Source organism: Maridesulfovibrio spiralis (SeqCode), from assembly GCF_048571135.1.
Taxonomy (GTDB): Bacteria; Desulfobacterota; Desulfovibrionia; order Desulfovibrionales; family Desulfovibrionaceae; genus Maridesulfovibrio; species Maridesulfovibrio spiralis.
Window position 1 is genome coordinate 378115 of sequence record NZ_CP182344.1, and the last position, 24291, is coordinate 402405.

Consider the following 24291-nt stretch of genomic DNA (forward strand, 5'->3'; position numbering starts at 1 on the left):
CCTCATCAGTCGGATCAAGACTGGAAGCAGTTACAGAAACTTATTTCATGCGGAAAGTTATCCGCCCTCTGGTCAGGTCATAAGGCGATAGTTCCACTTTGACCCGGTCGCCGGGCAAAATGCGAATATAATATTTGCGCATTTTGCCGGAGATATGCCCCAGTATAACATGCCCGTTTTCAAGCTCAACCTTGAACATGGCATTGGGCAGTGCTTCCTGAACAATACCCTCTACTTCAATACCTTCTTCTTTAGCCATGGCTTCCTCCATCGCCAATTACAACTGCCGGTAAATACTCTTGCTGTTATTAAGCTACAACTTTTTTACTAATTTCCGGGTATTAATGCAATAACTAAACAAGAAGGAAGATAGAACTAATTTTTCAAAGAATGTCCCAACCGATCAATGGCATTCAGAATTTCTTCCACCAGATCATTAAGCGAGCGACGGTTCACTGCACTGGACGGAATTCCCTGCGGATAAGAGTTGCGCATTAATTCGCGCTGCTCATCATCAAGTTTGTCCCACTTGTTGAGAACGAGAATGGTAACAACATCATCCAGATTCATATCAGCGACAATGTTATTGACCGCGTCGATCTGCTCGCCCACTTCTGGATGTGATGAGTCGCAAACATGGAGCAATACATCCGCAGCTTCCAATTCTTCCAAGGTAGCACGGAAAGCTTCTTTGAGTTCCACGGGCAACTGACGAATAAATCCAACTGTATCAGTCAGGATTAATTCCTGTTCACGGGGGAAACGAATACGCCTGCTGGTAGGATCGAGGGTGGCAAAGAGTTTGTCTTCGGCCAGCACTCCGCTGTTGGTCAGAGTGTTAAGCAAAGTGGATTTGCCCGCGTTGGTGTAGCCTACCAGGGAAACAACCGGCACACCGGCTCTTGCACGACGCTCACGGGTGAAGCCACGCTGGCGGCTGACCTTTTTGAGTTCCTTACCCAGCTTGGTCAGCTTGTCTTTAATGCGGCGGCGGTCAATCTCAAGTTTGGTTTCACCGGGACCACGGCCACCAATTCCACCCATAAGCCGGGACATAGCCCGGTTCTTACCGACCAGACGGGGCATGGTGTACTTCAGCTGTGCCATTTCAACCTGCAATTTACCGGCGCGGGTTGTGGCGTGCTGAGCAAAAATATCGAGAATAAGCTGGGTGCGGTCAATGATCTTCCGCTCGGTCAGCTTGGCGAGGTTACGCATCTGAGCGGCAGAAAGTTCCTGGTCAAAAAGAATCACTTCCGCATCCGCCTGCAGCGCAATAACTTCCAGCTCCGCCAGCTTACCCTTCCCCATAATGAATTTGGGGTTGAGTTTGCGAATGCGCTGCACAAGACGTCCTTCCACTTTCAGACCTGCGGTATCGGCAAGGTCTTCCAGCTCATCAAGTGAACGTTCCTGCACGGACTTAGGGTCCTGCGAAACACTGACCACGATGGCCCGCTCACGTTTATCCGTGGTGTCGCGGGTACGGTCCGCACGGCGGAACTCATCTTCAAGAGCCTTGATCTGGGACGGAAGATCCATGTCTGCACGATCCCAGCGAACCGGGGGCAGCTGTTCATAAGGTTTCTCTGCTGCTCCGGGAGGAAGCAGGTAGGCGTATTGCACAAAGTCAGGCTCACCGTGCGGATCGGACGCCACAACGGTAACACTGTCCAGACGCAGGAAAACCATATCCATGAGGTCTTCCTCGGATAGGTTCTCACCGGAAATATGTGTGTGCAGAAGCCTTAAACCGCGCAAACGCCCTTCGGACTGACGTGCTCGCGGCAATTCAGGAATGTAGATTGAACCCGGATCACCGACCAGAATCATTTCCGGTTTGCCCTGCCTGTTGACCAGTAGACCAATCTGGCGTCCGATTTCATGACTAAGAAAAGAAAGCTCACGAGCCTGCTCGTTAGTGAACCCGTTGGGTTCATTGTAACGACGGTCCGCAAGACGGTTGATGCGTTTCAACTCACTGGGCTTAAGGCCCTGAGTATTTCCTTTGGCTTTAAGAGCTATGGGAGTTCTCCATTTTGATGCGCTTCGCGCTTATTGATAAAAAATTTCGCCTCCGCCGACTTAAACCATTTTGCAAAAGGGCTTAAGAATCCAAAATTTTTTATTTGGCTTCTCAGTCTTTATATTCGAAGATCATTTAATACGCTACTTGCAAAGTACAATTAAAAAGTCTTTGAACTAAAAGGGAGGGGGAATCTGGGAAAGTGGAGGCAAATGACAAAGAGCGTGCCATAAAAATGACACGCTCCTTAAGAAAACTAAGCGTCGTGATCTGCCAGATATTTGGCGATCATGGAATCGTATTCAGAGACAAGCGCAAAAGTTTCCGCGGCCAGATCTTTCCTGAGCGCAAGCGAAACTTTGCCGTCATTATTCTTCATGTCTTCGAGAATACGGGGATAGTGCACCGGACTGGGGACAACCAGAACAGAGTGAAAATTCTTGGCCGAAGCGCGCAGCATGGTCGGACCGCCGATGTCGATCTGCTCGACAGCGTTCTTCAAATCCTGCCCTTCGCTTACAGCCTTGGCAAAATTGTACAGGTTGACGCAAACCATATCAATCGTCTTGATGTTATGCTCATCAAGAGTCGACAGGTGTTCCGGGTTATCTTTGTCAGCGAGGATTCCACCGTGCACGCTGGGGTGCAGGGTTTTCACGCGACCGCCCATGATTTCAGGGAAGCCGGTAACATCACTTACAGACTTGACCTCAAGTCCGGCATCAAGAAGCATTTTTCTTGTGCCGCCGGTGCTGATCAATTCCACACCGAAGCCAGCTAACTCAGCCGCAAATTCAGCAAGCCCGGATTTATCAGTAACACTGAGCACTCCGCGCTTTACAGGCAACATATCCATAACACATCTCCAGAAATTGTTTTTTGTGGAGTTGTGCCGGATTTATGCACTAAAGGCAAGTTCCGGGCCGATCTTTTCCCGCCGATAGCTGGTCCCCGTCCCCGAACCACACGAACAGGGACGGGACCAACCGGGAGGGGAGTCGGCTATATGTAAAGAATCTGTGTGAGCTAAATCTGGCTCAGCAGTTCCTTAGCCGCTTCATTTGCGGGATCCTTTTCAAGGATCATTTCAAGCTGCTCAACAGCTTTGTCCTTCTGCTCCATGCAGATATAGAGACCTGCGAGAGAATAGCGGACTTCATGCTTCTCGGGGTCAACTTCAAGATACTTCTCGAGGTAAGGAATGGCTTCAGCCATCTTCTCTGCCTCGTGACCGATCCTGATGATACCGAACAACGCAACCATGTTGCTGATATTGCTGTCGAGAGCCTGAGAAAAGTTTTCAAAGGCTTCGTCCTGACGGGAGGTTTCCATTTGGATGAGACCCATTCCGGCAAAGCTCTTATCGGTAGCTTCTACCGAGTGTGCTTTCTCGTACAGGGACATGGCAGTATCATACTCACCGCGCTGAACTGCGATGGTTGCAAGACCGATATAAGGGTCGGGATGCACACCATTAGATCCGGCAGCCTTCTTGTAGTAATCTTCAGCCTTATCCAGTTCACCCATGAACAGATAGCACTCACCGAGTTCCTTGTTAATTTCATAATCTAAATGGCTCATAATTCCCCTCCGGAAATTTTATTTACCGCTGGACGATCCAAGGCGGCATTTTTTTCGACCCCTGAGAGTCTGCCTGATTTAATGCATACCCCGTGCCAAACCCAAAACAATAGTTCTACATTATAATATGGGACGAAATTCAACCGCCTGATTTCCGACACTTTGCCAGAACAGAGCCGTCAGTTCGATAAATTACTCTTTATTTTCAACTACATACAAACTTGGAACACCTTTTGCTTAAAGAAAAACACAAGAAAACTACCAATATTTCCTAGTCCAGAAGGACACCGGGAATTTTTTGCAGGAGGATATAAAAATGAAAGGACTTTTCGGAAGCCACATAGAATTGACAGGCAAAGTACTCGACATGAGACTCCAACGTCAAAACCTCGTCTCCTCCAATCTGGCTAACATCAACACCCCCGGCTACAAAGAGAAGAAGCTGGAGTTCGAAGAAGACCTCCAGAAAGCCATGGGCCTTGATGCCAAAGGCAAAATGACCAGAACCAGCAAAATGCATATCCCTACTGCTTTCGATGCAAACAACTTCGAAGGGGACGTTATTTCAAAGTTCGAGCCAAGAGTTATCCACGGTGAAAACCGAGTTGATATGGATAAAGAAATGGTCACCATGGCCAAGAACACCATGTATTATAATGCTCTCTCCCAGGTTATCGGGAAAAATTTTCAGGGCATGAATAAAATTATTCAGAGTGGAGCAAGATAATGGATTTCTTCACAGCACTTGATATCGGAGCCTCAGGGCTGAAGGCCCAGCGAGAGTACCTGAACGTTGTATCCATGAACATGGCTAACGCCAGGACTACACGGACAGCCGAGGGCGGACCTTACCGCCGCAAAAGTGTTTCCATGGAGTCCAGCCCGGTCCTCTCCCCTTTCGAAACTGCAATGGACCAGCAGCTCAACCAGCAGCTTCGGGGCGTTACCGTCAGAGGCATTGTTTCCGACACCCGTCCCTTTAAAGAGGTTTACGAACCCAACCACCCGGATGCGAACGATAAAGGCATCGTCAAATATCCGGACATCAACGTGGTCGAGGAGATGGTCAACATGATCACCATCAGCCGATCTTACGAAGCTAACGCGCAGGCAGTGGACTCCGCCAAAAGAATGTTCAACCGCGCACTCAGAATCGGCATGGGCCAGTAACATCAGGCTGACTGATAAAAGACAGATTTCCGACTATCGAAAAAGGAGCAAACCATGGCAATCAGAAACGTAGCAATGCAGGCATACACCAATGCCATCCAGAATCAGCAGAAGTTTGACAAGAAGTTCGACAAAACCATGGAGCTTAACAAGGCCGAGCCGAACTCTTTTTCCAACACCCTGACCGACTCCATCAAAGGCGTCAACGAACTGCAGGGCAAGAAAAAAGCCATGATCGAAGAATTTGCCTCCGGTAAAACCCAGAACGTTCATGAACTGATGATCTCTCTGCAGAAAGCAAGCGTAGCCATGACCATGACCAGCACTGTGCGCAGCAAAGTAATGAGCGCGTACCAGGAAGTAATGAAAATGCCTTTCTAAGTCTGACAGCCCCGCTCCTTTACCTGTCATACTATCAATAACTGTCTCGGGAACTCCTCTATGGAGTCTCCCGTGACAGCTTTCCTACATCCCTATCCGAGCTGACATTTTTTTGTCACCCTCCCTCTCTCAAGTTTAACTTCGCCAAAACCTCTCATACAACACACTTAATTTACAGCACTATTGACCAATGGCATACCATATGCTTAAACAAATGAAAAATCGTCAGGAGTTTAAGTATGCCAAATTTCGTCGCTGAGTATATGAGTAAGTTCCAGAATTTCTGGTCTGACCGCACTGTTTCACAGAGAATCATGATCGGTGGGCTTGCGGCCACAGTGGTCATAGCATTCATCCTTATGGTTTTCTGGCTCAACCAGACCGAATACCGAGTTCTCTACACCAAGCTCTATGCAGAAGACGCTTCCCGCGTTGTATCCATCCTGCAGTCTACCAAAGAGCCTTACAAAATTGAGGACAACGGCTCGACCATTCTGGTTCCTGCCGACAAGGTCTACGACCTGCGGCTGAAAATAGCAGGAGAAGGAGCTCTTCACGGTCAGGGTATCGGTTATGAAATTTTCGATGAGGTCCAGATCGGACAAACAGACTTTATCCAGCGAATAAACTACCAGCGAGCTTTGCAGGGTGAACTGGCACGTACAATCAGCGAATTCCCGCAGGTTGAGCGCGCCCGGGTACATCTGGTTCTTCCATCAAAGTCCCTTTTTATTGAAGAACAGATTGATCCTTCTGCATCAGTAGTACTTAAGCTTCGTGACGGCGAAAAACTTTCCGATAAGCAGGTCAAAGGCGTTTTGAACCTCGTTGTTATGTCTGTTGAAGGCCTGAAGCCCGCACACGTAACCATTACCGACATGCGCGGTCAGGTTCTCTACCAGCCTGAAGATGACGGTGGGCTGGGCCTGAACATCACCAACAGCCAGCTCGAATACAAGTCCGGCCTTGAGTCCAAAATTGAACAGCGCATCCAGCGCCTGCTCATGCCTATCGTAGGCCCGGACAAGGTTATCGCTAAAGTAAACGCGGATCTCGACTTCAGACAGCGCACCATCAAGACAGAAGCATACGATCCTGACGGTCAGGTAGCACGCTCAGAACAGAGCAGCGAAGAAACTACCCGCGGAACCGCAAACGTAGACGGTGGCGTACCTGAAGCAAACTTCAGGGGTGACGGTTTCACTGGAACCGCTACTACCCAGGACTCCACACGTGAAACCCGTACAACCAACTATGAAATCAACAAAGAAGAACAGCAGATCATCGTTCCGGTCGGCGAACTCAAGCGCCTCAGCGTAGCGGTTATCGTAGACGGTACTTATGTAAAAGATCCTGAAACCGGCGAAATGGTCTACACTCCCCGCTCTGCTGAAGAAATGCAGCGTATCAGGGAACTGGTCAGCTCCGCAGTAGGTTACGACGAAGTACGCGGTGACATCGTAGAAGTTTCCAACATGTCATTCGGCATGCAGGATCTGTTCGGTGATGAAGGCCTCATGCGGACCATGCTTGAGTACGCACAACGCCTCGGTAAGCCTTTCCTCAACGGTCTGCTTATATTCCTCTTCCTGATCCTCGTAGTACGCCCGGTTGTCATGGCCCTGATCAAGCCCCGTGTATCTGAAGAAGAAATTGACGAGGTTGCCGGACTGCCCGAAGCAGGTGACAGACTCGCAATTGATGAAAGTGATCTTGACGAAGAGGCTCTTGATACGGCACGTAGACTGGAGAACGCCAAGGCTCAGGCTCTGCAACTCTCGGAAAAGAACATGGATCAGGCTGTGCAGGTGCTGAAGAGCTGGCTGAAGCAGGAGGCAGCTTAAATTGTCAACGCCGTTCACCGGTAATCAAAAAACAGCAATCGTACTTCTTGCCCTTGGGGACAAGTTTACCGCTGAATCCTTCAAGCGCATGAACCGTCAGGAAATTGCCGACGTGTCAAAAGCCATGCTTGAGATGGATTCAGTACCCAAAGAACAGGTTCTGGAAGTACTTAAAGAGTTCAACGAAACTCTGGCATACGGAGCTGAACTGCTCATGGGTGGCGCCGATCAGGTTAAAAGACTGCTCAGCAAATCCCTTGACGAAGAAACCGCAAAATACATTCTGGATAAGCTCGACCTCGAAAGCGGACCAGCTCCGTTTCAGGAACTCCAGAACGTCAGTCCCAAGATTCTGGCACAGATTCTCAGGAACGAGCACCCGCAGACACTGGCCCTCATCATCGGCCATCTGCACCCGGATCAGGCAGCGGACCTTATATCCAACCTGCCCGGCGGCGTAAGAGCCGAAGTGCTTATGAGACTCGCCAAACTGGAGGCTGTTGCTGAAGAAATGCTCATGGAAGTTGACAGAGTGCTGCAAAGCCAGCTCATCGCCATGGGTGGTAAAGAAGGTAAAAAAGTGGGTGGCGTACCCGCAGTAGCGGAAATCCTCAACGCCGTAGACCGCTCAACTGAAGAGGAAGTTCTTTCAGAGATCGAGGAAGAGTCCAACCAGATGGCTGAAGAAATCAGGAACCTCATGTTCGTTTTCGAAGACATCAAAGGACTGGACGACCGCGCTATCCGCGAACTGCTCAAGGAAGTTTCAAACGAAGAGCTTACCACCGCACTCAAGGGTGCCTCCGACGATTTACAGGAGCTCTTCTTCAAAAACATGTCCGAGCGTGCTTCCAACATGATCCGCGAAGACCTCGAAATCATGGGACCTGTAAAACTTTCCGATGTGGAAGGTGCACAGCAGAATATTGTCAAGAACATCCGCCGCCTCGAAGACGAAGGCCGGATTATGATCAGCAGAGGTTCAGGAGATGTCTTTGTCTAAAGCAGAAGACAATAAGTTCTACACCGGTAGAGTCATCATGGGTCTTGATTCCAATAACAAGACCCAGGAGATGACTATACAGGAGATGGAAGGCAAGAAAAAGCCGACCTGGAACGAAGACACCGACCGCGAATATTATGAGCGGGTCAAGGCTAAAGCCCAGAACATGGCCAAGGAAATCATTGCCAAGGCCATGGCTGAGGCCGAAACTATCAAAGCCAATGCGCTGGCCGAAGGTTACGCCGCCGGCCAGCAGCAGGCTGCTCAGGAAGCAGAACAGCACATGATAGGTTTCAGCCAGCACCTGAACCAGACTCTGCAGGGCATTCAGGAACAATCTCATAACGTGCTCATGTCCCAATCTGCCGACGCAATCTCTCTGGTGTTCATGGTCATTGAAAAGACACTGGCCGTGGAAATGGACAGCCGCAGGCAGGAAATTCTTGCAGCCCTACTCGATGAATCCTTGAACCGCATAGATTCACTGACCCAGCTGGTCATCAAGGTCTCCCCGGCAGACGCTGACATTATCGGCCCCCTGCTGGAGCAGGCCCAGTCCGAACACCCTGACCTCGCCAAATGGCGAGTTAAGCCCGACCCGGCAATCGACAACGGCGGTATCATTCTTGAAGCTGCCGACGCCATGATTGAAAACACCGTCACCTCCCGCTGGGAAGGCGTACAGGAAATACTTGGACAGCTTACCCCCGGAACAGGAGAATAGACATGGCCGACATGAAGGGTTGCACAAAACTTCTTTCAGCCCTTGATCCCTGCCGCAGCTATGGCCGGGTCAGCAAAGTTGTCGGCCTTATTGCCGAGGGCAAAGGCATCAAGGCCCCGCTGGGTTCCGTATGCCACCTCATACCTGAAGCAGCAGATCCTATTGCCGCTGAAGTTGTTGGATTTAAGGACGGAGCCTGCCTGTTCATGCCTTACGGGGAAATGCACGGCATCAGCCCCGGAAGCCTGATCAAGAACTCCAGTACTCCGCCCAAAGTTCCCGTCGGAATGGGGTTGCTTGGACGTGCTGTTGACGCTTTTGGCGAACCTATCGACGGCAAAGGCCCGATCATCCCCGAAAGCCTCAACGACCTGCACCGCGATCCACCGAACCCTCTTGAACGTCCCCGTATCAATGAACCCCTCGATGTCGGCGTAAAAGCTATCAACGGCCTGCTGACTATCGGCAAAGGCCAGCGTATGGGTATCATGGCTGGTTCCGGTGTCGGTAAATCGACACTGCTCTCCATGATGGCCCGCTATACTGTTGCCGACATCAACGTTATCGCCCTGATCGGTGAGCGTGGTCGTGAGGTTTTGGAATTTATCGAGCGAGATCTCGGCCCCGAAGGTTTAGCCAGATCAGTACTGGTAATCGCCACATCAGATAAAAGCCCGTTGATCCGCATGCGTGCGGCCTACACTGCCACCGCTATTGCAGAATATTTCCGTGATTTGAATAAAGACGTCCTGCTGATGATGGACTCGGTAACCCGTTTTGCCATGGCCGGACGTGAAGTAGGTCTCGCAGCAGGCGAGCCTCCGACCCGTGGAGGTTACACGCCGTCAGTTTTTGCCCAGCTGCCCAAGCTTTTGGAAAGGGCCGGAAAAAACCCGCACGGTTCTATCACCGGAATTTACACAGTACTGGTTGACGGAGACGACTTCACCGAACCTATCGCCGATGCCGTGCGTTCAATTCTTGACGGCCACATCGTGCTTACACGCGATCTTGCTGATCAGGGACACTATCCCTGTATCGATGTTCTCAAGAGCGTAAGCCGTGTTCGTGGCGATATTGTTCATGGGGATATTGTCGCTGCCGGACGCAAGGTCCTCGGTCAGCTAGCAACTTTCCGCAAGGTAGAAGATATGGTCAACATCGGTGCATACCAAAAAGGGTCCAACCCTGAAATCGACACCGCCATACAGATGGTTCCTGCCATCAACAGCTTTCTGCAACAGCTAATAGAAGACAAGCAGACCATTGATGAAAGTTACACAAAATTAATGGAGCTGGCTTCGGCCAGCTAGCTCCTACCTGCCACAATCAAAAAATCTACCTAACCCGTAGGGAGCTATATTTTTTATGGATGATTCGGAACTTCTCTGCTAAAATATATTTTAAAGTAGAGCAATTAGAACAATAAAAACGACGATGGTGTAATGACAAAACTCTTCCGAAACATCTTCACTATCCTTGCCGCTTTATCCATATTAATTCCCACAACCCCAGCCTTCTCTTCTTCCCTTATAGTCACCCACTCTTCCAGTATGCCTCCTCTTTCATTCATTAATGATGAAGGACAACCGGACGGACTGCTTATTGATTTCTGGAAAGAATGGGCTCGATACTCCGGCGTAGAAATAATTTTTCAACTTCAGCCATGGAAAAAAGCTATCAACGCTGTTGTCACAGGTGAGGCGGACATTAATGCAGGGATGTATTATTCTTTGGCCCGGTCAGAAACAATGGAATTTGGAGACTACATATACCACATGCAGGGAGGATTGTTTGCCTCTGACGACTTTGTCGGAATGCATCCCTTGGATGGAAAGGAAAACTGCGGTGTCATCAAAGGCGATTATGCTAAAATTTTTATGATGGAACAACACCCCTTCACCCCGCTGACTCTGTTCAATTCAGCCTGGGATATGTTCCGTGCTGCAGCTGAGGGACGGCTTCGTTTGTTTGCTGCTGACTATCCGGTTGCAATTTACCAGATGAATAAAATGGGAATCTCAGACAGATTCAAGTGCATCAAGAAACTATACACCAGAAATCTTCACCCTACAGTAGGCAAACACAATAAGGATTTAGTAAAAATAATAAACCTGAACATGGCAGCCATCCCCAAAAAAGATAAAGAAGCTATTTTTCGCAAATGGCTCGATATCGACAGCAGCGAAAACAGCCTTGGCAGGAATGCAATAGGAATCGTCGGACTTGTATTGCTGATTATGGGATATCTGCACCGCACTCAGATAAAAGTAGCGATAGAAACTCTGAAAAAAAAATTACGCCCCACAACCTAACTGCCGGCTGAACCGGACCAGTTAATTGAAAGAGCCGTGACATCATCATCGAAGACGGGACGCACGCCTGTCTTTTCCTCTAATATATCTTCAATGTTTTCCAACTGCAGAGTATTGTTGCGCATCAACTCTTCTGCAATCTCTACAAACGGCTCAAGACTGAAGAAATCATCATTCATACGCCACTCATAACAACCGTCGGTAAACAGAAAAAGGCGAAGCGAAGACGAGAAGCTGCACTCAGACAAAGAGCAGTCAACCGGGAAAAAACCGAATGGCGGGACCTCAGCAGCAAGGGGTTCGCGCAATTCTCCATCAAGCATGACGAGGGCTGGACAATGTCCGGCACTCATGTACTTCATCACCCCTTTATTGAAATCAATATCAGCTGCAAACAGGGTCACGAAATAGCTGTCTTTGCCGATAAGATCCAAAAGATGCGAGTTGATCTGGTTCAGACTTGCTGAAAGATCATTATGGTTTGCCCCGTCCGCCTTAAACAACGTACGGACAATAGCCATAATGAATGCCGACTGCGGTCCGTGACCGGAAACATCGGCCATAATCACCCTGACAACACCTTCCTCCAGACCGAACACATCATAATAGTCACCACTAGCCCGTCCGGACGGGCGGTACAGACTATTGATATCCAGCCCATCAATTACAGGGATGACTGTAGGCAGCAATTTATCCTGTAACCGTGCGACCAGTTTAACCTCATCATCAATAATGTCATACGCCTTCTGCAGGCTGACATTTGCCTCCTGCAACTGCCTTGTAAGCATTACCTGCCTGATGGCAACACCAACTCTGGCTTTAAGCTCAACAACATGGAACGGTTTGGTAAGATAATCATTGGCCCCGCTATTCAAAGCTCGAGCCTTGATTTCCTGTTCATCCTGTCCGGTAAGAACTATTATGATAACTTCCTTATCCCCGATGACGTTACGGACTTTCTCGATAACATCGAAACCATCCATTCCCGGCATAAGAAGATCCAGCAAGATCACGCTGGGCCTGATCTTCATATACTGCGTTATGCATTCAACACCATCTGCGGCAGTTTCCACATCATAGTCGCCTTCCAGAACACGGGTCAGAAAATTCCGCATGGTAGCTGAATCATCAACTACAAGAATTTTGGGAACTTCTTCATCCGTCTGAACAAGGTCACTTTCACTCACCAGATACCTCCGAGCCATTAATTAACACAAAGATCCGTAACGAACTATATTATGGAATAGTACCACAACTCAAGGTGATTATGTAGTATAATCAGAGTCCTAATTCTTATTCGGCAGATCGGGAATCCCACCGCCAGAATTAGACTCTATCCCCCAACAAGATTCAGCGGCAAAAGATGATTTTCCGCCAAGAAGTTTAGTTAAATAAGCCAATCCGCATAAGTTCACACTCTTACCCTCGGCAGCATGACACTCCAAGGATTCACTGATGAAAGTCAGGGCATCTGAAATATTATTCATTTCTGCAACAACATCTTCAAAAGATTCACTCATACATATTCTCCGTGTGTATTTTTGATAAATTCAGACTCGCAATACACGCACAAGTATATTCCAAACTCTATTTTGTCTACATAAATATGAATTTTTATCAATAGATTAGCCTATTTGCGGGATAAATCACATTTTAATATTTTAAAATATTTTACCAAAATAAAAACATGAATAAATTATCTCAGCAACAGCCGGAAGCACAAACTAAAGATACACACAAACTAAAGACTTAGAACATATATCCATACAATAAAAACAAAAACAACAATAAATACTACGCACAAAAAGACAAAGCACAAGTAAAGCAACACAAATTTAAGATTGAATCTACATACAAGCTTAATATAAGACATGAAAGTAAAAACTAATAAACCACCGACACTATTCAGACCAGCGTCAACGATCCACAAAATCAAAAGCCGGAGCATTTAAATAATGCACCGGCTTTGTCAAAAAAATATATTTTAGAAGTGGAAACCCGCCCCACTCATTTATTTCAAAGGTCCAGCTTTAAATAGTCACAGCATCAAAATACATTTTATTCAAATCAAACATCATGGCTTTATCTTTAAGCCCCGGCTCCTGCCCACTCAGTATCTTCAGAATCTCTCCGGCCTGCATACCTACAGCGGTCAATATTGCCGGAACCTGAGTTCCCAATTCCTCTTCCTGTCCATCACTTGAACCGAAAAAATCAGAAGGTGAATTTCCTCCAGGATAAACAGTCGACACAACCCCTGCCCATCCAGCAACAGAAGCAGTAACCATAGGAACACCTTCCTTGGCAGCAGCACCCTTCAGCATATTACGGTAAGTCAGCCCGCCAAGACAGTCAGCAACAAGGTCAGTCCCAGAGATAAAAGGCTCAAAATCGTCTTCAATATACTTGGAACGCACATCAAGAAAAACAGCCGGATTAACCTCGCGCACCATTTCAAAAGCAGCTTCGCTTTTTTTGCTGCACAAAGAATTCTCGGCGGCAAGTCTCTGCCTGTTTAAGTTCGAAGGCTCGAAAATGTCTCCATCGCAGGCTATTATGTGTCCGACCCCGGCTCGAACCAAAGCCTCAAGAAGATGCCCGCCAAGTCCACCAAGCCCTACCATGGCAACTTTAGAGAAGAACAGCCGTCTCTGTTCCTCGGCACTGAAAGTAGACAGATTCCGCACATACCTCTCCGGGACCGCTCCGGTAGAAAAAACTTCACGCTCAACACAATGCAGATCTAAACCCAATTCACGGGAAATCTCCCTGATCACAGCATGGGGTGCAACCAACACTTCTGCACCGGAAGAGTAATTTTTCTCAACACAACGCCCGCCGAGCATGACTTTCACTTTAGTTTCAATACTCATATATAGTCTCCCTGTAACCAACGATAATAAACTGTCAGACAACTCAAGTCAAAACGAACAGCAAACTGGAGCAGGAAAAGATGACACAGAATCAAAGGTCTGCTACTTCTTTGCACATGAAAAATATGATTGAGGAACTATCCAATGTCGCACGCAAAGCTGGTGCAGCCATTATGGAAGTGCGCAGTAAGGGTTTTGATGTCCAGAACAAAGACGACAAATCCCCGGTGACCGCAGCGGATATTGCATCCAATAAAGTTATCACTGAGTCTCTGGCCGAGCTTTACCCCAGAATACCGGTTCTTTCCGAGGAAGGAATTAAAATTCCCTACGCGCAGCGGAAAGAGTGGAAAGAATTTTTCCTGGTGGACCCTTTGGACGGAACCAAAGAATTCATCAAGGACAATGGCGAATTTTGTGTATGCATTGCCTTCATGCGTGATAACCGTCCGGTGCTGGGCATTGTATACGCCCCTACTCAGGATGCCCTCTATACCGGAAGCATTGAAACGGGTGCACAGGTCAGCAGACAGAGCAAAGAAGCGGTAGCAATTTCCACAGCCTCCCCAGCGGAGGGAGAAGGACAAATAATTGTCGGCAGCAGGTCGCATCCTTCACCTGAACTGGAAGATTACCTAAAGGATATAAACGTTGCGGAAGTAAAACCAGCGGGAAGCGCCATCAAGTTCTGCCTTGTAGCAGAAGGCAAAGCCCATCAATACCCGCGTTTTAACCCAACCATGGAATGGGACACTGCAGCGGGACAGGCTATTTTAGAAGCCGCAGGCGGAACCATGCGCGGGCTCGATGGGAAAGAATTCCCATACAACAAAGAAAATCTTAGAAACGCAGGCTTTATCGTCAAAGCCTGATTGAGGATCGAAATATGCGTTACGTAGTACTTATTGCATTGCTGCTTATGGGTGGATGCACGTCATGGCAGAACCCGACTCTGGATCTTTCTGAAAATAGAAGCGAACGATTCAAAATTGACCGCGCCCAGTGCCGGGAAAGAGCACAAAGACAGACCCACGCAGCACCTGATAACGACCTGCCCGAAAGAACGTACAGTCAGGATCAAAACCTATCCACCAATGAAAGCAAAGTCTTCCAGCGCTGCATGAATGCCAAAGGCTGGATAAAAAAATAAAAGACGCTTCTATCCCACCTAAAAATGAAAGCCCGCCTTTATTTTAAAGACGGGCTTTCATTTTTTAATCACGAAGCTTGAAATAATCTTCCCTGGCTCCCCGGAACGACACCCTGCCCTTCTCAATTTCAAGGACATGGGAAATTGAAGGGATCAATTCTTCCTCATGATGTGTGACATAAACCATCGCGACCCCGGCTTTGGCAAGCAGTTCCAGAAGCTGATAAATCTCCCGGCGCGATTCTTCATCTACCCCAGCCAGAGGTTCATCAAGAAGAAGCACGTCCGGCCCGGAGGTCAGCGCACGGGCTATGAAAGCTTTGCGCAGCTGCCCGTAAGAAACCTGCTCCATTGGTCTTTGCGCCAGATCTTCTATCCCGAAAAAGCGCAACCACTCCCAAGTCTTTTCCCGCATTTCGTCTGAAATTTCATCCAGAATTCCGGCTGAAGCAAAAAAACCGGAAATCACGACATCAAAAATCGGAATAGGCTTACCTACCGCTTCACCGAATGAAGCCTGCATGGAAGCTGAAACCATTCCCATGCGACCACGCACCGAACGCAGATTAGAACCACGCTCCGGAAGACGTTCCATCTCATCCTCAGCAGCGTAAGCTGCGGCGTCTCCATAAAGAAGTCTCAGCAAAGTAGACTTACCGGCTCCGTTGCGTCCCAACACCGCCCAGTTCTCGCCCCCGGACATCTGCCAGTCGATGTTCTGCAGCACCGTTTTACCAAGAAAGACAACGCTGGCATCATTAAGACGGAACAGCTTACGGCCCGGCTCGATGCAGTTAACTTCCGGCAGGGTCCTTTTGAACTCTCTAGGGCTGGCACAGGCAACATCCTGACCTTCTCCGTCCTGACAACGATCAATTTTACCGTCACGGATATAGATGGTTTTATTAATGCAGGAAGGCAGCTCTTCTTTACGGTGCGCGGAACAGATAATTGTTGTTCCATTAGCTGCTGCAGTATCAATTGCCCGGACTATCTGCTCACGGGACTGCTGGTCTACACCTTCAAGAAATTCGTCAAGGATAAGGATTTCCGGTTCAGCCATAAGTGCTCGGGCAATAAGGATTTTGCGGCCTTCACCACGGGACATTTTGACCATGCTCCGCTGGGCAAGATCGAGCATACCCAAACTTTCCATAAAATCACGAACCGGCTCATATTCACCTTCATCTGCGAGACGGTAGAGAAAAGGGGTATTATCTTTCCCTGAAAGAACCACCTCTTCACCAGTAACGTCCCAAGCCAGCTTTTCAAATATATCCTGATGCTCCGGGGAAATCATGCGGTAACGCTCAAGCGGTTCCAGCGGACTGCAGGTAATCTCATTTTCTACGCTGAATTCACGGGTGGTATCATCATCCGGCCACACTTCCCCGGCCAGAATCATCATCAAAGTAGTCTTGCCCGCGCCGTTAGGTCCCAGAACAGCCCAATGTTCACCTTCCCGGATATCCCAATCTATTCCTTCAAGAACAGGTCCACGGTCCAGTGTGAGAGAAAGATTCTTCATTGAAACCAATTTCGCGCTCATTGCAACCCCGCTTTATGATGAACTTAAACTTCTAAAATATAAACTAATATTAGTGATCAGGGCTAAACTTCTACTACTTAAAAACATCAAGCGCAAGTCAGCCGGAACACAAAGCGGCTCAGTACAAACCTAAAAAATTTCAAGAGCTAAAGCACATAAAAAACACATATGGTTGATATATTTCCTATTTGTTTTTATATGTAAATAAAATCATTTAATAATCAGGCAGGGAATCCATGTACAAATCTTCCGCCCGATCCATAGTACTCTTCTCAGCAGCGCTATTCATGCTCTGCGCAATGCTGTTCCCGACAGACCTGATCTGGGCAGCAGACATCAAAATTCCCGAATACATAGGAAGGGCCAATAATCCCTACATCCTACCGGACGGAAGCGGACCGGGCTTTTTCCAATGTGCAGCAATAGGGCTGGTAACCGGAATGCTCAGTGCTGCAATCGGTGCCGGCGGCGGTTTGCTGGTAGTCCCGGCACTGATGACTGCCGGAGTCAGCGGCATTTATGCCGTAGGTTCAGAGATGTTCCGCATGTTCATCTTCAGCACCATCCAAAGTATCCGCATGGGAGCCAACAAACGCATCAAATACATCCTTGCCCTGATCATGAGTCTGGGGACTGTTATTGGTGGATTAGGCGGGTATGCCCTCAACAAAATGATCTTCATCGCCGACCCGGCAGGTAACGACATTTTCATTTCTTCCATCATCGCCCTCTGGCTGATCATCTATGCCTTTATCATAATTCCCGACTTCAGGGATGATGCACACAAATATGCCCTTGAATTACTGCGTAAAGAAAAGGAAGAACAAAACAAGGCGGAAGCCATAAACTCTGCTCCGGAACCACCACCTGAAAAGAAGCCGGAAAAAAATGAGGAGGAAAAGCCAGAAGACAAACAGAAAGGTGAAGCAGCAAAAGAAAAAGATGCGTCCCCCACAACCAAAGAGCAAAAAACAAAGGCCAAACCTGACCCGGAACCGGAACCGCAATTCGAAGACGAACTCTACCCGGATGAAGAACCATGGGAAATCGCCCGCAGCCTGCGCAGCATGAAACTGCCGCCGTATATGGAATTTCCTTCGACCTTCAAAAAGGATGATGAAGATAAACTGGAACCGGCAGAACTTAGACGTGACGGAGAAGACCCCGGTCTGGAAAGCGAAGATCAGGACACGCAGGAGCGAATTCCGATTCTACCGATCTTTGTAATAACGATGGTCGGCGGTTTTTTCATGTCCATCACCGGGACCGGAGGCGCAATCATGACTTTTACGCTCATGACTAAAGGATTCGCCTGCGTAGCTGCGCTGGTAGCCGGAACCGACCTCGCAAGACTTGCGATCTCCACGGGCGGACTGACTCTGGGAGCATACGGCCTGAACGGGTTCATCAATATTTACTGTATCACCGGACTGGTCTTCGGAACAATCAGCGGGCTGCATCTGGGCAGCAAGGGGCTGAAAAATATCCTGCCCTACAGGGTCAAAGGACTGGTCTCCCTACTCGTGATCTCGGTGATCATCAATCGCATACTGGCCCTGCCCGCCCTACTGCGTAAGGCAGGGGCAAATATCGATCCGGGACTTGTTGCAACCTTTGATTCCAGCGGAACATATATCCTCTTGATCGGTGCGCTGATTTTCGGAGGCTGGATTTTATTTGCTTTCCTAAACGGAATTTATCAATCCTTACAACCCGTAAAAGAAAAAGGAGCAGACAAATGACCTACTCCTTTAAAACACTAACAATTTCTGCTGTTCTGTTGGTTTCCAGTCTAATTATTATCGGGGCCATGCACCTACCTATTTTCAGCGGCGCAGACGGTTTTGAAGCAATGGAAAGCTCTTTCAACTCACTGCGCAAAGGGGTGAAGCCCCCGTTTGACACACTGGAGAAACAAAACAAAGTAAATCTCGGCAAAAATATCAACATCACCTTAGTATTCCGCGATAACAACGAAGCACGAATAGTAACCATGATGTTCTTGCGTAACAAGCTGACCGTGACTCCGAAGGGACGAACGATCAACATCCAGGGAGACCTAGGCTACACCCTTAAATTCTTCATGCATGATATCCACCTGCTCTATATGAATAAATTCAAAGAACTTGAAAGCAGGTATTCAATATCTCCCACCTTATCCATGTACCTGATGAACCGTATCCTGCAAAAAATGGCTGCGGCGATGAGCAAGCAAAAAATGGACGAGCAGGAAAAACTCATCAAAAACATCCGCGAAAAATTGCTCATCCCGGCCTACAATTTGCGCGAGGCCTTACCAGTCAGTGAGACTTCCGGGTTTTCATCCATAACCTTAGGTACTTTCGGCATCCTGATTTTCGCCATTCTATGGGATATTTCTAATTTCCTCTTCTTCGGAACTCTGTCTTCGGAAAGTTTCATGAAAAACCTCCGCATCATGCTGGGCCGGGAATTATCAGATGCCGAGAAAAAAAGAATCGCCATCCGCAAAAAAAAGATGGCTCAAGCCATGCAGGCCCGTAAAAAGAAAGCAGAAAAAGAGAATAAGACTAAAAGCACCAGAACGAATAAGGATGCTCTAAAGAAAATGCCTGAGCCACAAATAAAATCGGAAAAACCTGCTGATTCGAAGAAAAAAGCAGTCAAGAAGAAAAAGGCAGCACCAGAAGGAATATCCCAAAAGCGTAAAACAAATAATGCGGCAAATCCTGAGGCACAACAAAAGAAAAAGACTGTAAAAAAGAAAACCCCTGCAACGCAAAAAAATTCACCAAACAAATCAGCTGAAGCAGCCCCCAAAAAAAGGGTCCGCAAAACAGATGAATCTCTGAAGCCGAAAAAGAAAGGGACAATTAAAAAGGATGCTGCCGGCAAAAAAGTAAAAGAGCCCACTTCACAAACTAAAAGCAAAAAAGTAACTACTCAACAGGGGAGAAAAAAAGCTGCGGCCAAAGCCAAACCGGAATCAGGCAACAAACCTGAAAGTAAACCTGCTGCAACTGCAGTAAAGAAGAGACCGGTAAAGCCCAAAAAAGCCGCTCAAAAAGAGATAAAACCTGATGAGCAATAAAAACTCCAGAATACCTGTCGCCTTCTTCCGTATCCTTGAATATGAATCCACATTCATGGATACGGCAGTGGCTATGATCATAGAGGAGTGCGGCCTCAAAATACCTCCGGGAGCCAAGGTGCTGGTCAAGCCAAATCTGGTTTCTTCCAAGAATCCTCTGGCCTGCACCCATCCCAACGTGACGATTTCCCTGTGCCGTTATCTGAAAGATTGTGGTGCACAAGTCACCGTTGCCGATTCTCCGGGATACGGAACGGCTGCACAGGTTTCCAATGCCATCGGAATGACCTCCGGGCTGAAAGAACTGGGACTAAAACCCAAAAGTCTTGGCCGCCCGGTTCAGCTCGACCTTTCTTTTGGCGAATCCATCGGAATCTCACGCGACGCTCTAGAGTCGGACATGATAATAAACGTGCCCAAACTGAAGGCACACGGTCAATTCGTGATCACCGGAGCGGTAAAGAACCTCTTCGGTACAGTAGTTGGTTTCCGCAAGGCTTACGCGCATACACGCTTCGGGGAAACTCCAGGATTGATGGAGAAAATGATCATTGAAGTGGCCAAATCGATGCCATTGGCCTTCAATCTCATGGACGCCGTCTACCCCATGCACGAAACCGGACCCATTAAGGGTAAACCATACCCCATGAACCTGCTGGCCGGTTCAACGAATCCTTATGCGCTTGATACTGCCCTGTATATGCTGCTCGGCTTGAGTCCCAAAAAAATTCTGCTTTGGAGGGAAAGCTCTCGCCAGAAAATATTCGGCTACCACCCGGAGCACATTGAATATGTTATCGAACCCCCTGACGATTTTGATACTACAGACTTCAAAATCCCAGAAAAATTAAGCCCCATGGAATTTGAGCCGGTCCGTTTTGTTAAAGGCCGTTTGAAATCATTTCTTAGTAGATTTGGTTAAACTTCCGGCGGCTAGACTCTCCCAAAACCTTTTACTATACTTGGTTATCTACACGACAAACAGCCTAAAAAAAGAGATTCCCTACATATGACCACCAGCAAAACTTTCCGCAGACTGCTCACCGTAACCGGACAGGTTCAGGGAGTCGGTTTCAGGCCCTTTGTTTACAAAACTGCTCTCAAACACAATCTTTCAGGCACAGTGCTGAACAGCCCTGAAGGAGTACTAATTGAACTGCAGGGTAATGCTGACGAGCTGGACGGATTTGATCGGAGCTTTAAAGACGACCTGCCGAGACTTGCCCGGATAGTGTCGCTAGAAAAAAAAGAGTTGGACGTTGTTGAAGGGGAGAAAAAATTCTGCATTCTGGCCTCTACCGTCGGGGAAGGACATTGCGTGCTGATCAGCCCGGACGTGGCGACCTGCCCGGACTGTTTCGCAGATATGAATGATCCCGGAAACCGCCGCTACGAATATCCTTTCACCAACTGCACCAACTGCGGCCCGCGCTACACAATCACCAAGTCCATTCCCTATGACCGCCCGGTGACTTCCATGGCCTGTTTTCCACTATGCGGTGATTGCCGCACCGAATACGAAAATCCGCTCGACCGCCGCTTCCATGCCCAGCCCAACGCCTGTGCAGACTGCGGTCCCAAAGTCTGGCTCACTGACAACAATGGTAACGAGCTGGCAGGGCCGGACACTGCCCTGCGCGAGCTGGCAAAACTGCTGGCTGCAGGAAAAGTTGCCGGAGTCAAGGGACTCGGTGGTTTTCATCTGGTTTGCGACGCAACAAATCCCAAGGCCGTGCGCACCCTGCGCCAACGCAAAAACCGCCCGGATAAACCGCTGGCGGTCATGCTCCGCGATGTTGATGAAGCAGCAAAGCTCGCCGACCTGAATGCAAATGACATTGAACTGCTCGAAGGACTGCAACGTCCCATTGTGCTGGCCCCTAAATCTGATGGTTATTCCCTTGCCCCGGAGATCGCACCGGATACGGATTTCATCGGTCTGATGGTTCCCTACACCCCGCTGCATCAGGTTCTGCTCAAATATTTTTCCGCACAAAACGAATCAGGCGAACCATCCGCGCTGGTCATGACATCCGGAAACATGAGTTCCGCGCCTATCTGCATCGGCAACCGTGAAGCCCTGCAGCGTCTCCCGGAAATTGTTGACGTATTCCTCTTCCATAACCGGGACATCCTCATCCGGGTTGATGACTCTGTGGCCCGCTCCGTACCTGAATTTGATGACTCACAGGAGCAGGAATCACGCACCGTTTTCATGCGCCGTGCGCGGGGCTACACGCCCTCCCCTGTTTTTCTTGCACAGGACGGACCCTGCGTACTGGGAACCGGACCGGAACTGAAGAACACCCTCTGCCTGACCAAAGGCGATCAGGCATTCAGCAGCCAGCATATCGGGGACATGCAGAACCTTGAGACTGCAAATTTCTGGAAAGAAATCCGGCTGCACCTGCAATCCATCCTCAAGGTCAAACCGGAACTCATAGTTCATGACCTGCACCCGGACTACCTGACCACCGGACTGGCCGAAGAAATTTCATTGGCTGAAAAATTGGAAACAACCGCCTTGCAGCACCACTACGCCCACATTCATTCCGTGCTGGCAGAAAACCAATTCAACGGCCCGGCACTCGGCCTTGCCTTGGACGGAACCGGGCTGGGAGAAGACCGCACCATCTGGGGCGGAGAATGTCTGCTGGTTGATAATGTAAAGCTGGAACACAAACGACTGGCCAGATTCAGCCACCTGCGTCTGCCCGGTGGCGAGGCAGCGGTCCGCGAACCATGGCGCATTGCATACGCCGCAGCCAAGGACCTCGGCCTTGATGCTGAACAGATTCCTGTACCGGAAAGATTCAAATCAGGACTCAAAATGTTTGATCAGGTGTTGGAAAAGAACATCAATTGCCCGCTGACCAGCAGCTGTGGCCGTCTTTTTGACGCCGTTTCAGCCATGATCGGACTCTGCTCAAATATTTCTTACGAAGGACAGGCCGCAATTATCTTAGAAAAAATTCAGGATATGTCTGAACAGGAAGCGTATACCAGCCCCCTGAACAAGTCTGAAGAACCATTCGAAATAAATACAGCTGAACTGTTCAAACAGGCATTCACAGATTTCCGGGCAGGAATCCCCCCGGCGAAAATCAGCCGCCGTTTCCACCGGGGCCTGATTCTCGGCCTCGCAGATTGTGCGGAAGCAATTGCCAGGCAGACCGGAATCAAGACTGTTGGATTAAGCGGCGGGGTCATGCAGAACCTGACCATCGCCGTGGAACTTCCGGTGGAACTCCAAAAGCGCGGCCTGACTCCGCTGGTCCACCGCAACCTGCCACCCAACGACGGCTGCATCTCACTGGGGCAGGCAGTTTATGGGCAATTATTGCTTAATAAGCCGGAATCATAAAAACTATTGTCTTTGAATAATTGCCTTACAATAGTTTTGACTATTGCTTTACAATGATAAGAACAAAAAAAGCCTCCATCGTTACCGATGGAGGCTTTTTACTAATCGCTGTTGAGCGGATAATTTCTACCAGCCCTTGTGGTTAAGAATATCTTTAACTTTTTCCTCGGTTTTTTCTTCAACGAGGATCATTTTTTTGGCCTGTGCCTTTTTGATTTTGTCAGTCAGCACATTGATATCGGCAGGTTTTTCAACGAAATCCATTGCGCCGAGTTTCATGGCTTCAATACCTTTTTCAACGGTTGCGTGCCCGCTGAGCAGGATAACCTGCATTTCAGGTCTGGATTTCTTGATATGCTTGAGAGCTTCAATGCCGTCGATTCCGGGCATCTGGAGGTCAAGAACGATTGCATCGAAACTTTCAGCATCAACTTTATCGAGAGCTTCCTGAGGGTTGGTGCATGCTGTTACCTTCATGCCGCGCAGTTCCATACGCTCTGCAAGACCTTCAACAAATTCTTTTTCGTCATCAACCAGAAGTACTTTTTCTGCCATGATCTTTCTCCGCCTGCATGGTGCAGTTTTAAAGTAATTAAAATTTAAAATTTAATATTTTTTCCTGCGGATCACCGGAAACTTCGGCATCCGCTTTATCGGCAATCAATCCAAGCTCGGCCAGACGGTCTTCAGCTAAAATATCACTCAAACCTGAAACCGCTAGGACACTCCCACCTCCAGAAGTGCTTAACTCAATACTGAGCTTTCCATCCTTTCCGGCACTATCCATCGCATACTCAAGACCCTTGGCTATAAGCATCTGGATAATAAACGGGTCACCTTTGCCCTTGACCGGACTGCCATCCACAATGTTGACCGTCACGCATTTGCGCGAAGCCATTCTGGTCAGCAGGGAGACAACCAGCGCACTCAGCTCCCGGTAATCAATTTCGCATTCCGGCATGTCCACACTGTGCGCAAACCGGTTCATGTTCTTGATTATTCCATCACCTCTTTTGACCTGTCCCTGAACCTTTTCAGCCAGCTTTGCCATTCGTTCAGGGTCCAACTCCATACCTTGAGCTGCCATGAGGGAGTAATCCTGCAGCAGTCCGGCATCTTCATTGATGATCGCCAGAACGTTCTTGAGGTCATGGGAAATGGCCGCGCTGATCTGCCCGAAAAAGCAGAGTCCGTCACGGTCTTTCTGCGGTACTGTTGATCCCATGCGCTTCTCCTTGTGG

Annotated in this window: 24 protein-coding genes; 14 read left to right on the top strand and 10 right to left on the bottom strand. The window is 48.5% G+C overall.

Translation table 11 applies throughout. The features are described from left to right. Positions 1 to 40 precede the first annotated feature (40 nt). The 4 genes from infA to ACNI29_RS01745 all read right to left on the bottom strand — a co-directional run bounded on the left by infA (position 41) and on the right by ACNI29_RS01745 (position 3607). Entirely contained in the window at positions 41 to 259 is a 219-nt protein-coding gene (gene infA, locus ACNI29_RS01730; RefSeq protein WP_136674433.1) for a translation initiation factor IF-1, read from the bottom strand. Between the two features lie 116 nt (positions 260 to 375). Continuing rightward, positions 376 to 1977: a GTPase HflX gene (hflX, locus tag ACNI29_RS01735; RefSeq protein ID WP_419780461.1), complete on the bottom strand. Its 1602-nt coding sequence runs from the start codon at positions 1975 to 1977 to the stop codon at positions 376 to 378. A 305-nt stretch (positions 1978 to 2282) separates the two neighbouring features. Next, positions 2283 to 2882 (bottom strand): IMP cyclohydrolase, encoded by a 600-nt coding sequence (locus ACNI29_RS01740; protein WP_419780462.1) that lies wholly within the window; start codon positions 2880 to 2882, stop codon positions 2283 to 2285. A gap of 170 nt (positions 2883 to 3052) precedes the next feature. Beyond that, positions 3053 to 3607, bottom strand: a complete 555-nt coding sequence (locus tag ACNI29_RS01745; protein ID WP_419780463.1) for a tetratricopeptide repeat protein — start codon at positions 3605 to 3607, stop codon at positions 3053 to 3055. A 316-nt stretch (positions 3608 to 3923) separates the two neighbouring features. Between ACNI29_RS01745 and flgB the strand changes: the two genes are divergently transcribed. The 8 genes from flgB to ACNI29_RS01785 all read left to right on the top strand — a co-directional run bounded on the left by flgB (position 3924) and on the right by ACNI29_RS01785 (position 11044). Further along, positions 3924 to 4334 (top strand): flagellar basal body rod protein FlgB, encoded by a 411-nt coding sequence (flgB, locus tag ACNI29_RS01750; RefSeq protein ID WP_419780464.1) that lies wholly within the window; start codon positions 3924 to 3926, stop codon positions 4332 to 4334. After that, positions 4334 to 4777, top strand: coding sequence for a flagellar basal body rod protein FlgC (gene flgC, locus ACNI29_RS01755; protein ID WP_419780465.1), 444 nt, complete (start codon positions 4334 to 4336; stop codon positions 4775 to 4777). Before flgB ends, flgC begins: the two co-directional genes overlap by 1 nt. 54 nt (positions 4778 to 4831) lie before the next feature. Then, positions 4832 to 5158: a flagellar hook-basal body complex protein FliE gene (gene fliE, locus ACNI29_RS01760; RefSeq protein WP_419780466.1), complete on the top strand. Its 327-nt coding sequence runs from the start codon at positions 4832 to 4834 to the stop codon at positions 5156 to 5158. Between the two features lie 239 nt (positions 5159 to 5397). Next, on the top strand, positions 5398 to 7002 hold the full coding sequence (gene fliF / locus ACNI29_RS01765; RefSeq protein ID WP_419780467.1) for a flagellar basal-body MS-ring/collar protein FliF: 1605 nt from the start codon (positions 5398 to 5400) through the stop codon (positions 7000 to 7002). Position 7003: 1 nt separating this feature from the next. After that, on the top strand, positions 7004 to 8005 hold the full coding sequence (gene fliG / locus ACNI29_RS01770) for a flagellar motor switch protein FliG (protein ID WP_419780468.1): 1002 nt from the start codon (positions 7004 to 7006) through the stop codon (positions 8003 to 8005). Continuing rightward, positions 7992 to 8729, top strand: a complete 738-nt coding sequence (locus ACNI29_RS01775) for a FliH/SctL family protein (RefSeq protein ID WP_419780469.1) — start codon at positions 7992 to 7994, stop codon at positions 8727 to 8729. The genes fliG and ACNI29_RS01775 overlap by 14 nt, the downstream gene beginning before the upstream one ends. Positions 8730 to 8731: 2 nt before the next feature. Then, positions 8732 to 10042 (top strand): FliI/YscN family ATPase, encoded by a 1311-nt coding sequence (locus tag ACNI29_RS01780; RefSeq protein WP_419780470.1) that lies wholly within the window; start codon positions 8732 to 8734, stop codon positions 10040 to 10042. A 132-nt stretch (positions 10043 to 10174) separates the two neighbouring features. After that, complete coding sequence (locus tag ACNI29_RS01785) at positions 10175 to 11044, top strand: transporter substrate-binding domain-containing protein (protein ID WP_419780471.1); 870 nt, start codon at positions 10175 to 10177, stop codon at positions 11042 to 11044. Here the strand turns inward: ACNI29_RS01785 and ACNI29_RS01790 are convergent. From ACNI29_RS01790 to ACNI29_RS01800, 3 genes are all read right to left on the bottom strand, one after another. Continuing rightward, positions 11041 to 12231, bottom strand: coding sequence for a PP2C family protein-serine/threonine phosphatase (locus tag ACNI29_RS01790; RefSeq protein ID WP_419780472.1), 1191 nt, complete (start codon positions 12229 to 12231; stop codon positions 11041 to 11043). The two genes, ACNI29_RS01785 and ACNI29_RS01790, sit on opposite strands and share 4 nt — an antisense overlap. A gap of 99 nt (positions 12232 to 12330) precedes the next feature. After that, complete coding sequence (locus tag ACNI29_RS01795) at positions 12331 to 12564, bottom strand: hypothetical protein (protein ID WP_419780473.1); 234 nt, start codon at positions 12562 to 12564, stop codon at positions 12331 to 12333. 510 nt (positions 12565 to 13074) lie between these two features. After that, complete coding sequence (locus tag ACNI29_RS01800; protein ID WP_419780474.1) at positions 13075 to 13917, bottom strand: ThiF family adenylyltransferase; 843 nt, start codon at positions 13915 to 13917, stop codon at positions 13075 to 13077. Positions 13918 to 13997: 80 nt separating this feature from the next. On the opposite strand from ACNI29_RS01800, the gene cysQ reads away from it, so the two are divergent. After that, positions 13998 to 14789: a 3'(2'),5'-bisphosphate nucleotidase CysQ gene (gene cysQ, locus ACNI29_RS01805; protein WP_419780475.1), complete on the top strand. Its 792-nt coding sequence runs from the start codon at positions 13998 to 14000 to the stop codon at positions 14787 to 14789. A 14-nt stretch (positions 14790 to 14803) separates the two neighbouring features. Further along, positions 14804 to 15067, top strand: coding sequence for a hypothetical protein (locus ACNI29_RS01810; RefSeq protein WP_419780477.1), 264 nt, complete (start codon positions 14804 to 14806; stop codon positions 15065 to 15067). 64 nt (positions 15068 to 15131) lie between these two features. Here the strand turns inward: ACNI29_RS01810 and ACNI29_RS01815 are convergent, their stop codons facing one another. After that, positions 15132 to 16616, bottom strand: a complete 1485-nt coding sequence (locus ACNI29_RS01815; RefSeq protein ID WP_419780478.1) for an ATP-binding cassette domain-containing protein — start codon at positions 16614 to 16616, stop codon at positions 15132 to 15134. A 236-nt stretch (positions 16617 to 16852) separates the two neighbouring features. Here ACNI29_RS01815 and ACNI29_RS01820 point away from each other — a divergent pair, with 236 nt between their 5' ends. From ACNI29_RS01820 to hypF, 4 genes are all read left to right on the top strand, one after another. Next, positions 16853 to 18358, top strand: coding sequence for a sulfite exporter TauE/SafE family protein (locus tag ACNI29_RS01820; RefSeq protein ID WP_419780479.1), 1506 nt, complete (start codon positions 16853 to 16855; stop codon positions 18356 to 18358). Between the two features lie 365 nt (positions 18359 to 18723). Continuing rightward, positions 18724 to 19686, top strand: a complete 963-nt coding sequence (locus ACNI29_RS01825; protein ID WP_419780480.1) for a hypothetical protein — start codon at positions 18724 to 18726, stop codon at positions 19684 to 19686. After that, positions 19676 to 20608, top strand: coding sequence for a DUF362 domain-containing protein (locus ACNI29_RS01830; protein WP_419780481.1), 933 nt, complete (start codon positions 19676 to 19678; stop codon positions 20606 to 20608). The genes ACNI29_RS01825 and ACNI29_RS01830 overlap by 11 nt, the downstream gene beginning before the upstream one ends. An 87-nt stretch (positions 20609 to 20695) precedes the next feature. Further along, positions 20696 to 23050, top strand: a complete 2355-nt coding sequence (gene hypF / locus ACNI29_RS01835; RefSeq protein WP_419780482.1) for a carbamoyltransferase HypF — start codon at positions 20696 to 20698, stop codon at positions 23048 to 23050. Positions 23051 to 23176: 126 nt separating this feature from the next. Here hypF and ACNI29_RS01840 read toward each other — a convergent pair whose 3' ends face one another. Both ACNI29_RS01840 and ACNI29_RS01845 read right to left on the bottom strand, forming a co-directional pair. Then, positions 23177 to 23605: a response regulator gene (locus ACNI29_RS01840; RefSeq protein ID WP_419780483.1), complete on the bottom strand. Its 429-nt coding sequence runs from the start codon at positions 23603 to 23605 to the stop codon at positions 23177 to 23179. Between the two features lie 37 nt (positions 23606 to 23642). Next, positions 23643 to 24275, bottom strand: a complete 633-nt coding sequence (locus ACNI29_RS01845; RefSeq protein ID WP_419780484.1) for a sensor histidine kinase — start codon at positions 24273 to 24275, stop codon at positions 23643 to 23645. Between the last annotated feature and the right edge of the window lie 16 nt (positions 24276 to 24291).

Excerpts from the sequence above, each read along its gene's own strand:
- ACNI29_RS01745 (WP_419780463.1), bottom strand. The coding sequence starts at position 3,607 with ATGAGCCATTTAGATTATGAAATTAACAAGGAACTCGGTGAGTGCTAT.
- ACNI29_RS01775 (WP_419780469.1), top strand. The coding sequence starts at position 7,992 with ATGTCTTTGTCTAAAGCAGAAGACAATAAGTTCTACACCGGTAGAGTC.
- ACNI29_RS01800 (WP_419780474.1), bottom strand. The coding sequence starts at position 13,917 with ATGAGTATTGAAACTAAAGTGAAAGTCATGCTCGGCGGGCGTTGTGTT.
- ACNI29_RS01740 (WP_419780462.1), bottom strand. The coding sequence starts at position 2,882 with ATGGATATGTTGCCTGTAAAGCGCGGAGTGCTCAGTGTTACTGATAAA.
- ACNI29_RS01825 (WP_419780480.1), top strand. The coding sequence starts at position 18,724 with ATGAATAAATTCAAAGAACTTGAAAGCAGGTATTCAATATCTCCCACC.
- infA (WP_136674433.1), bottom strand. The coding sequence starts at position 259 with ATGGCTAAAGAAGAAGGTATTGAAGTAGAGGGTATTGTTCAGGAAGCA.
- ACNI29_RS01830 (WP_419780481.1), top strand. The coding sequence starts at position 19,676 with ATGAGCAATAAAAACTCCAGAATACCTGTCGCCTTCTTCCGTATCCTT.
- ACNI29_RS01785 (WP_419780471.1), top strand. The coding sequence starts at position 10,175 with ATGACAAAACTCTTCCGAAACATCTTCACTATCCTTGCCGCTTTATCC.
- ACNI29_RS01810 (WP_419780477.1), top strand. The coding sequence starts at position 14,804 with ATGCGTTACGTAGTACTTATTGCATTGCTGCTTATGGGTGGATGCACG.
- ACNI29_RS01795 (WP_419780473.1), bottom strand. The coding sequence starts at position 12,564 with ATGAGTGAATCTTTTGAAGATGTTGTTGCAGAAATGAATAATATTTCA.
- hypF (WP_419780482.1), top strand. The coding sequence starts at position 20,696 with ATGACCACCAGCAAAACTTTCCGCAGACTGCTCACCGTAACCGGACAG.
- flgB (WP_419780464.1), top strand. The coding sequence starts at position 3,924 with ATGAAAGGACTTTTCGGAAGCCACATAGAATTGACAGGCAAAGTACTC.
- ACNI29_RS01845 (WP_419780484.1), bottom strand. The coding sequence starts at position 24,275 with ATGGGATCAACAGTACCGCAGAAAGACCGTGACGGACTCTGCTTTTTC.
- ACNI29_RS01780 (WP_419780470.1), top strand. The coding sequence starts at position 8,732 with ATGGCCGACATGAAGGGTTGCACAAAACTTCTTTCAGCCCTTGATCCC.
- cysQ (WP_419780475.1), top strand. The coding sequence starts at position 13,998 with ATGACACAGAATCAAAGGTCTGCTACTTCTTTGCACATGAAAAATATG.
- ACNI29_RS01815 (WP_419780478.1), bottom strand. The coding sequence starts at position 16,616 with ATGAGCGCGAAATTGGTTTCAATGAAGAATCTTTCTCTCACACTGGAC.
- ACNI29_RS01820 (WP_419780479.1), top strand. The coding sequence starts at position 16,853 with ATGTACAAATCTTCCGCCCGATCCATAGTACTCTTCTCAGCAGCGCTA.
- fliF (WP_419780467.1), top strand. The coding sequence starts at position 5,398 with ATGCCAAATTTCGTCGCTGAGTATATGAGTAAGTTCCAGAATTTCTGG.
- flgC (WP_419780465.1), top strand. The coding sequence starts at position 4,334 with ATGGATTTCTTCACAGCACTTGATATCGGAGCCTCAGGGCTGAAGGCC.
- fliE (WP_419780466.1), top strand. The coding sequence starts at position 4,832 with ATGGCAATCAGAAACGTAGCAATGCAGGCATACACCAATGCCATCCAG.
- ACNI29_RS01840 (WP_419780483.1), bottom strand. The coding sequence starts at position 23,605 with ATGGCAGAAAAAGTACTTCTGGTTGATGACGAAAAAGAATTTGTTGAA.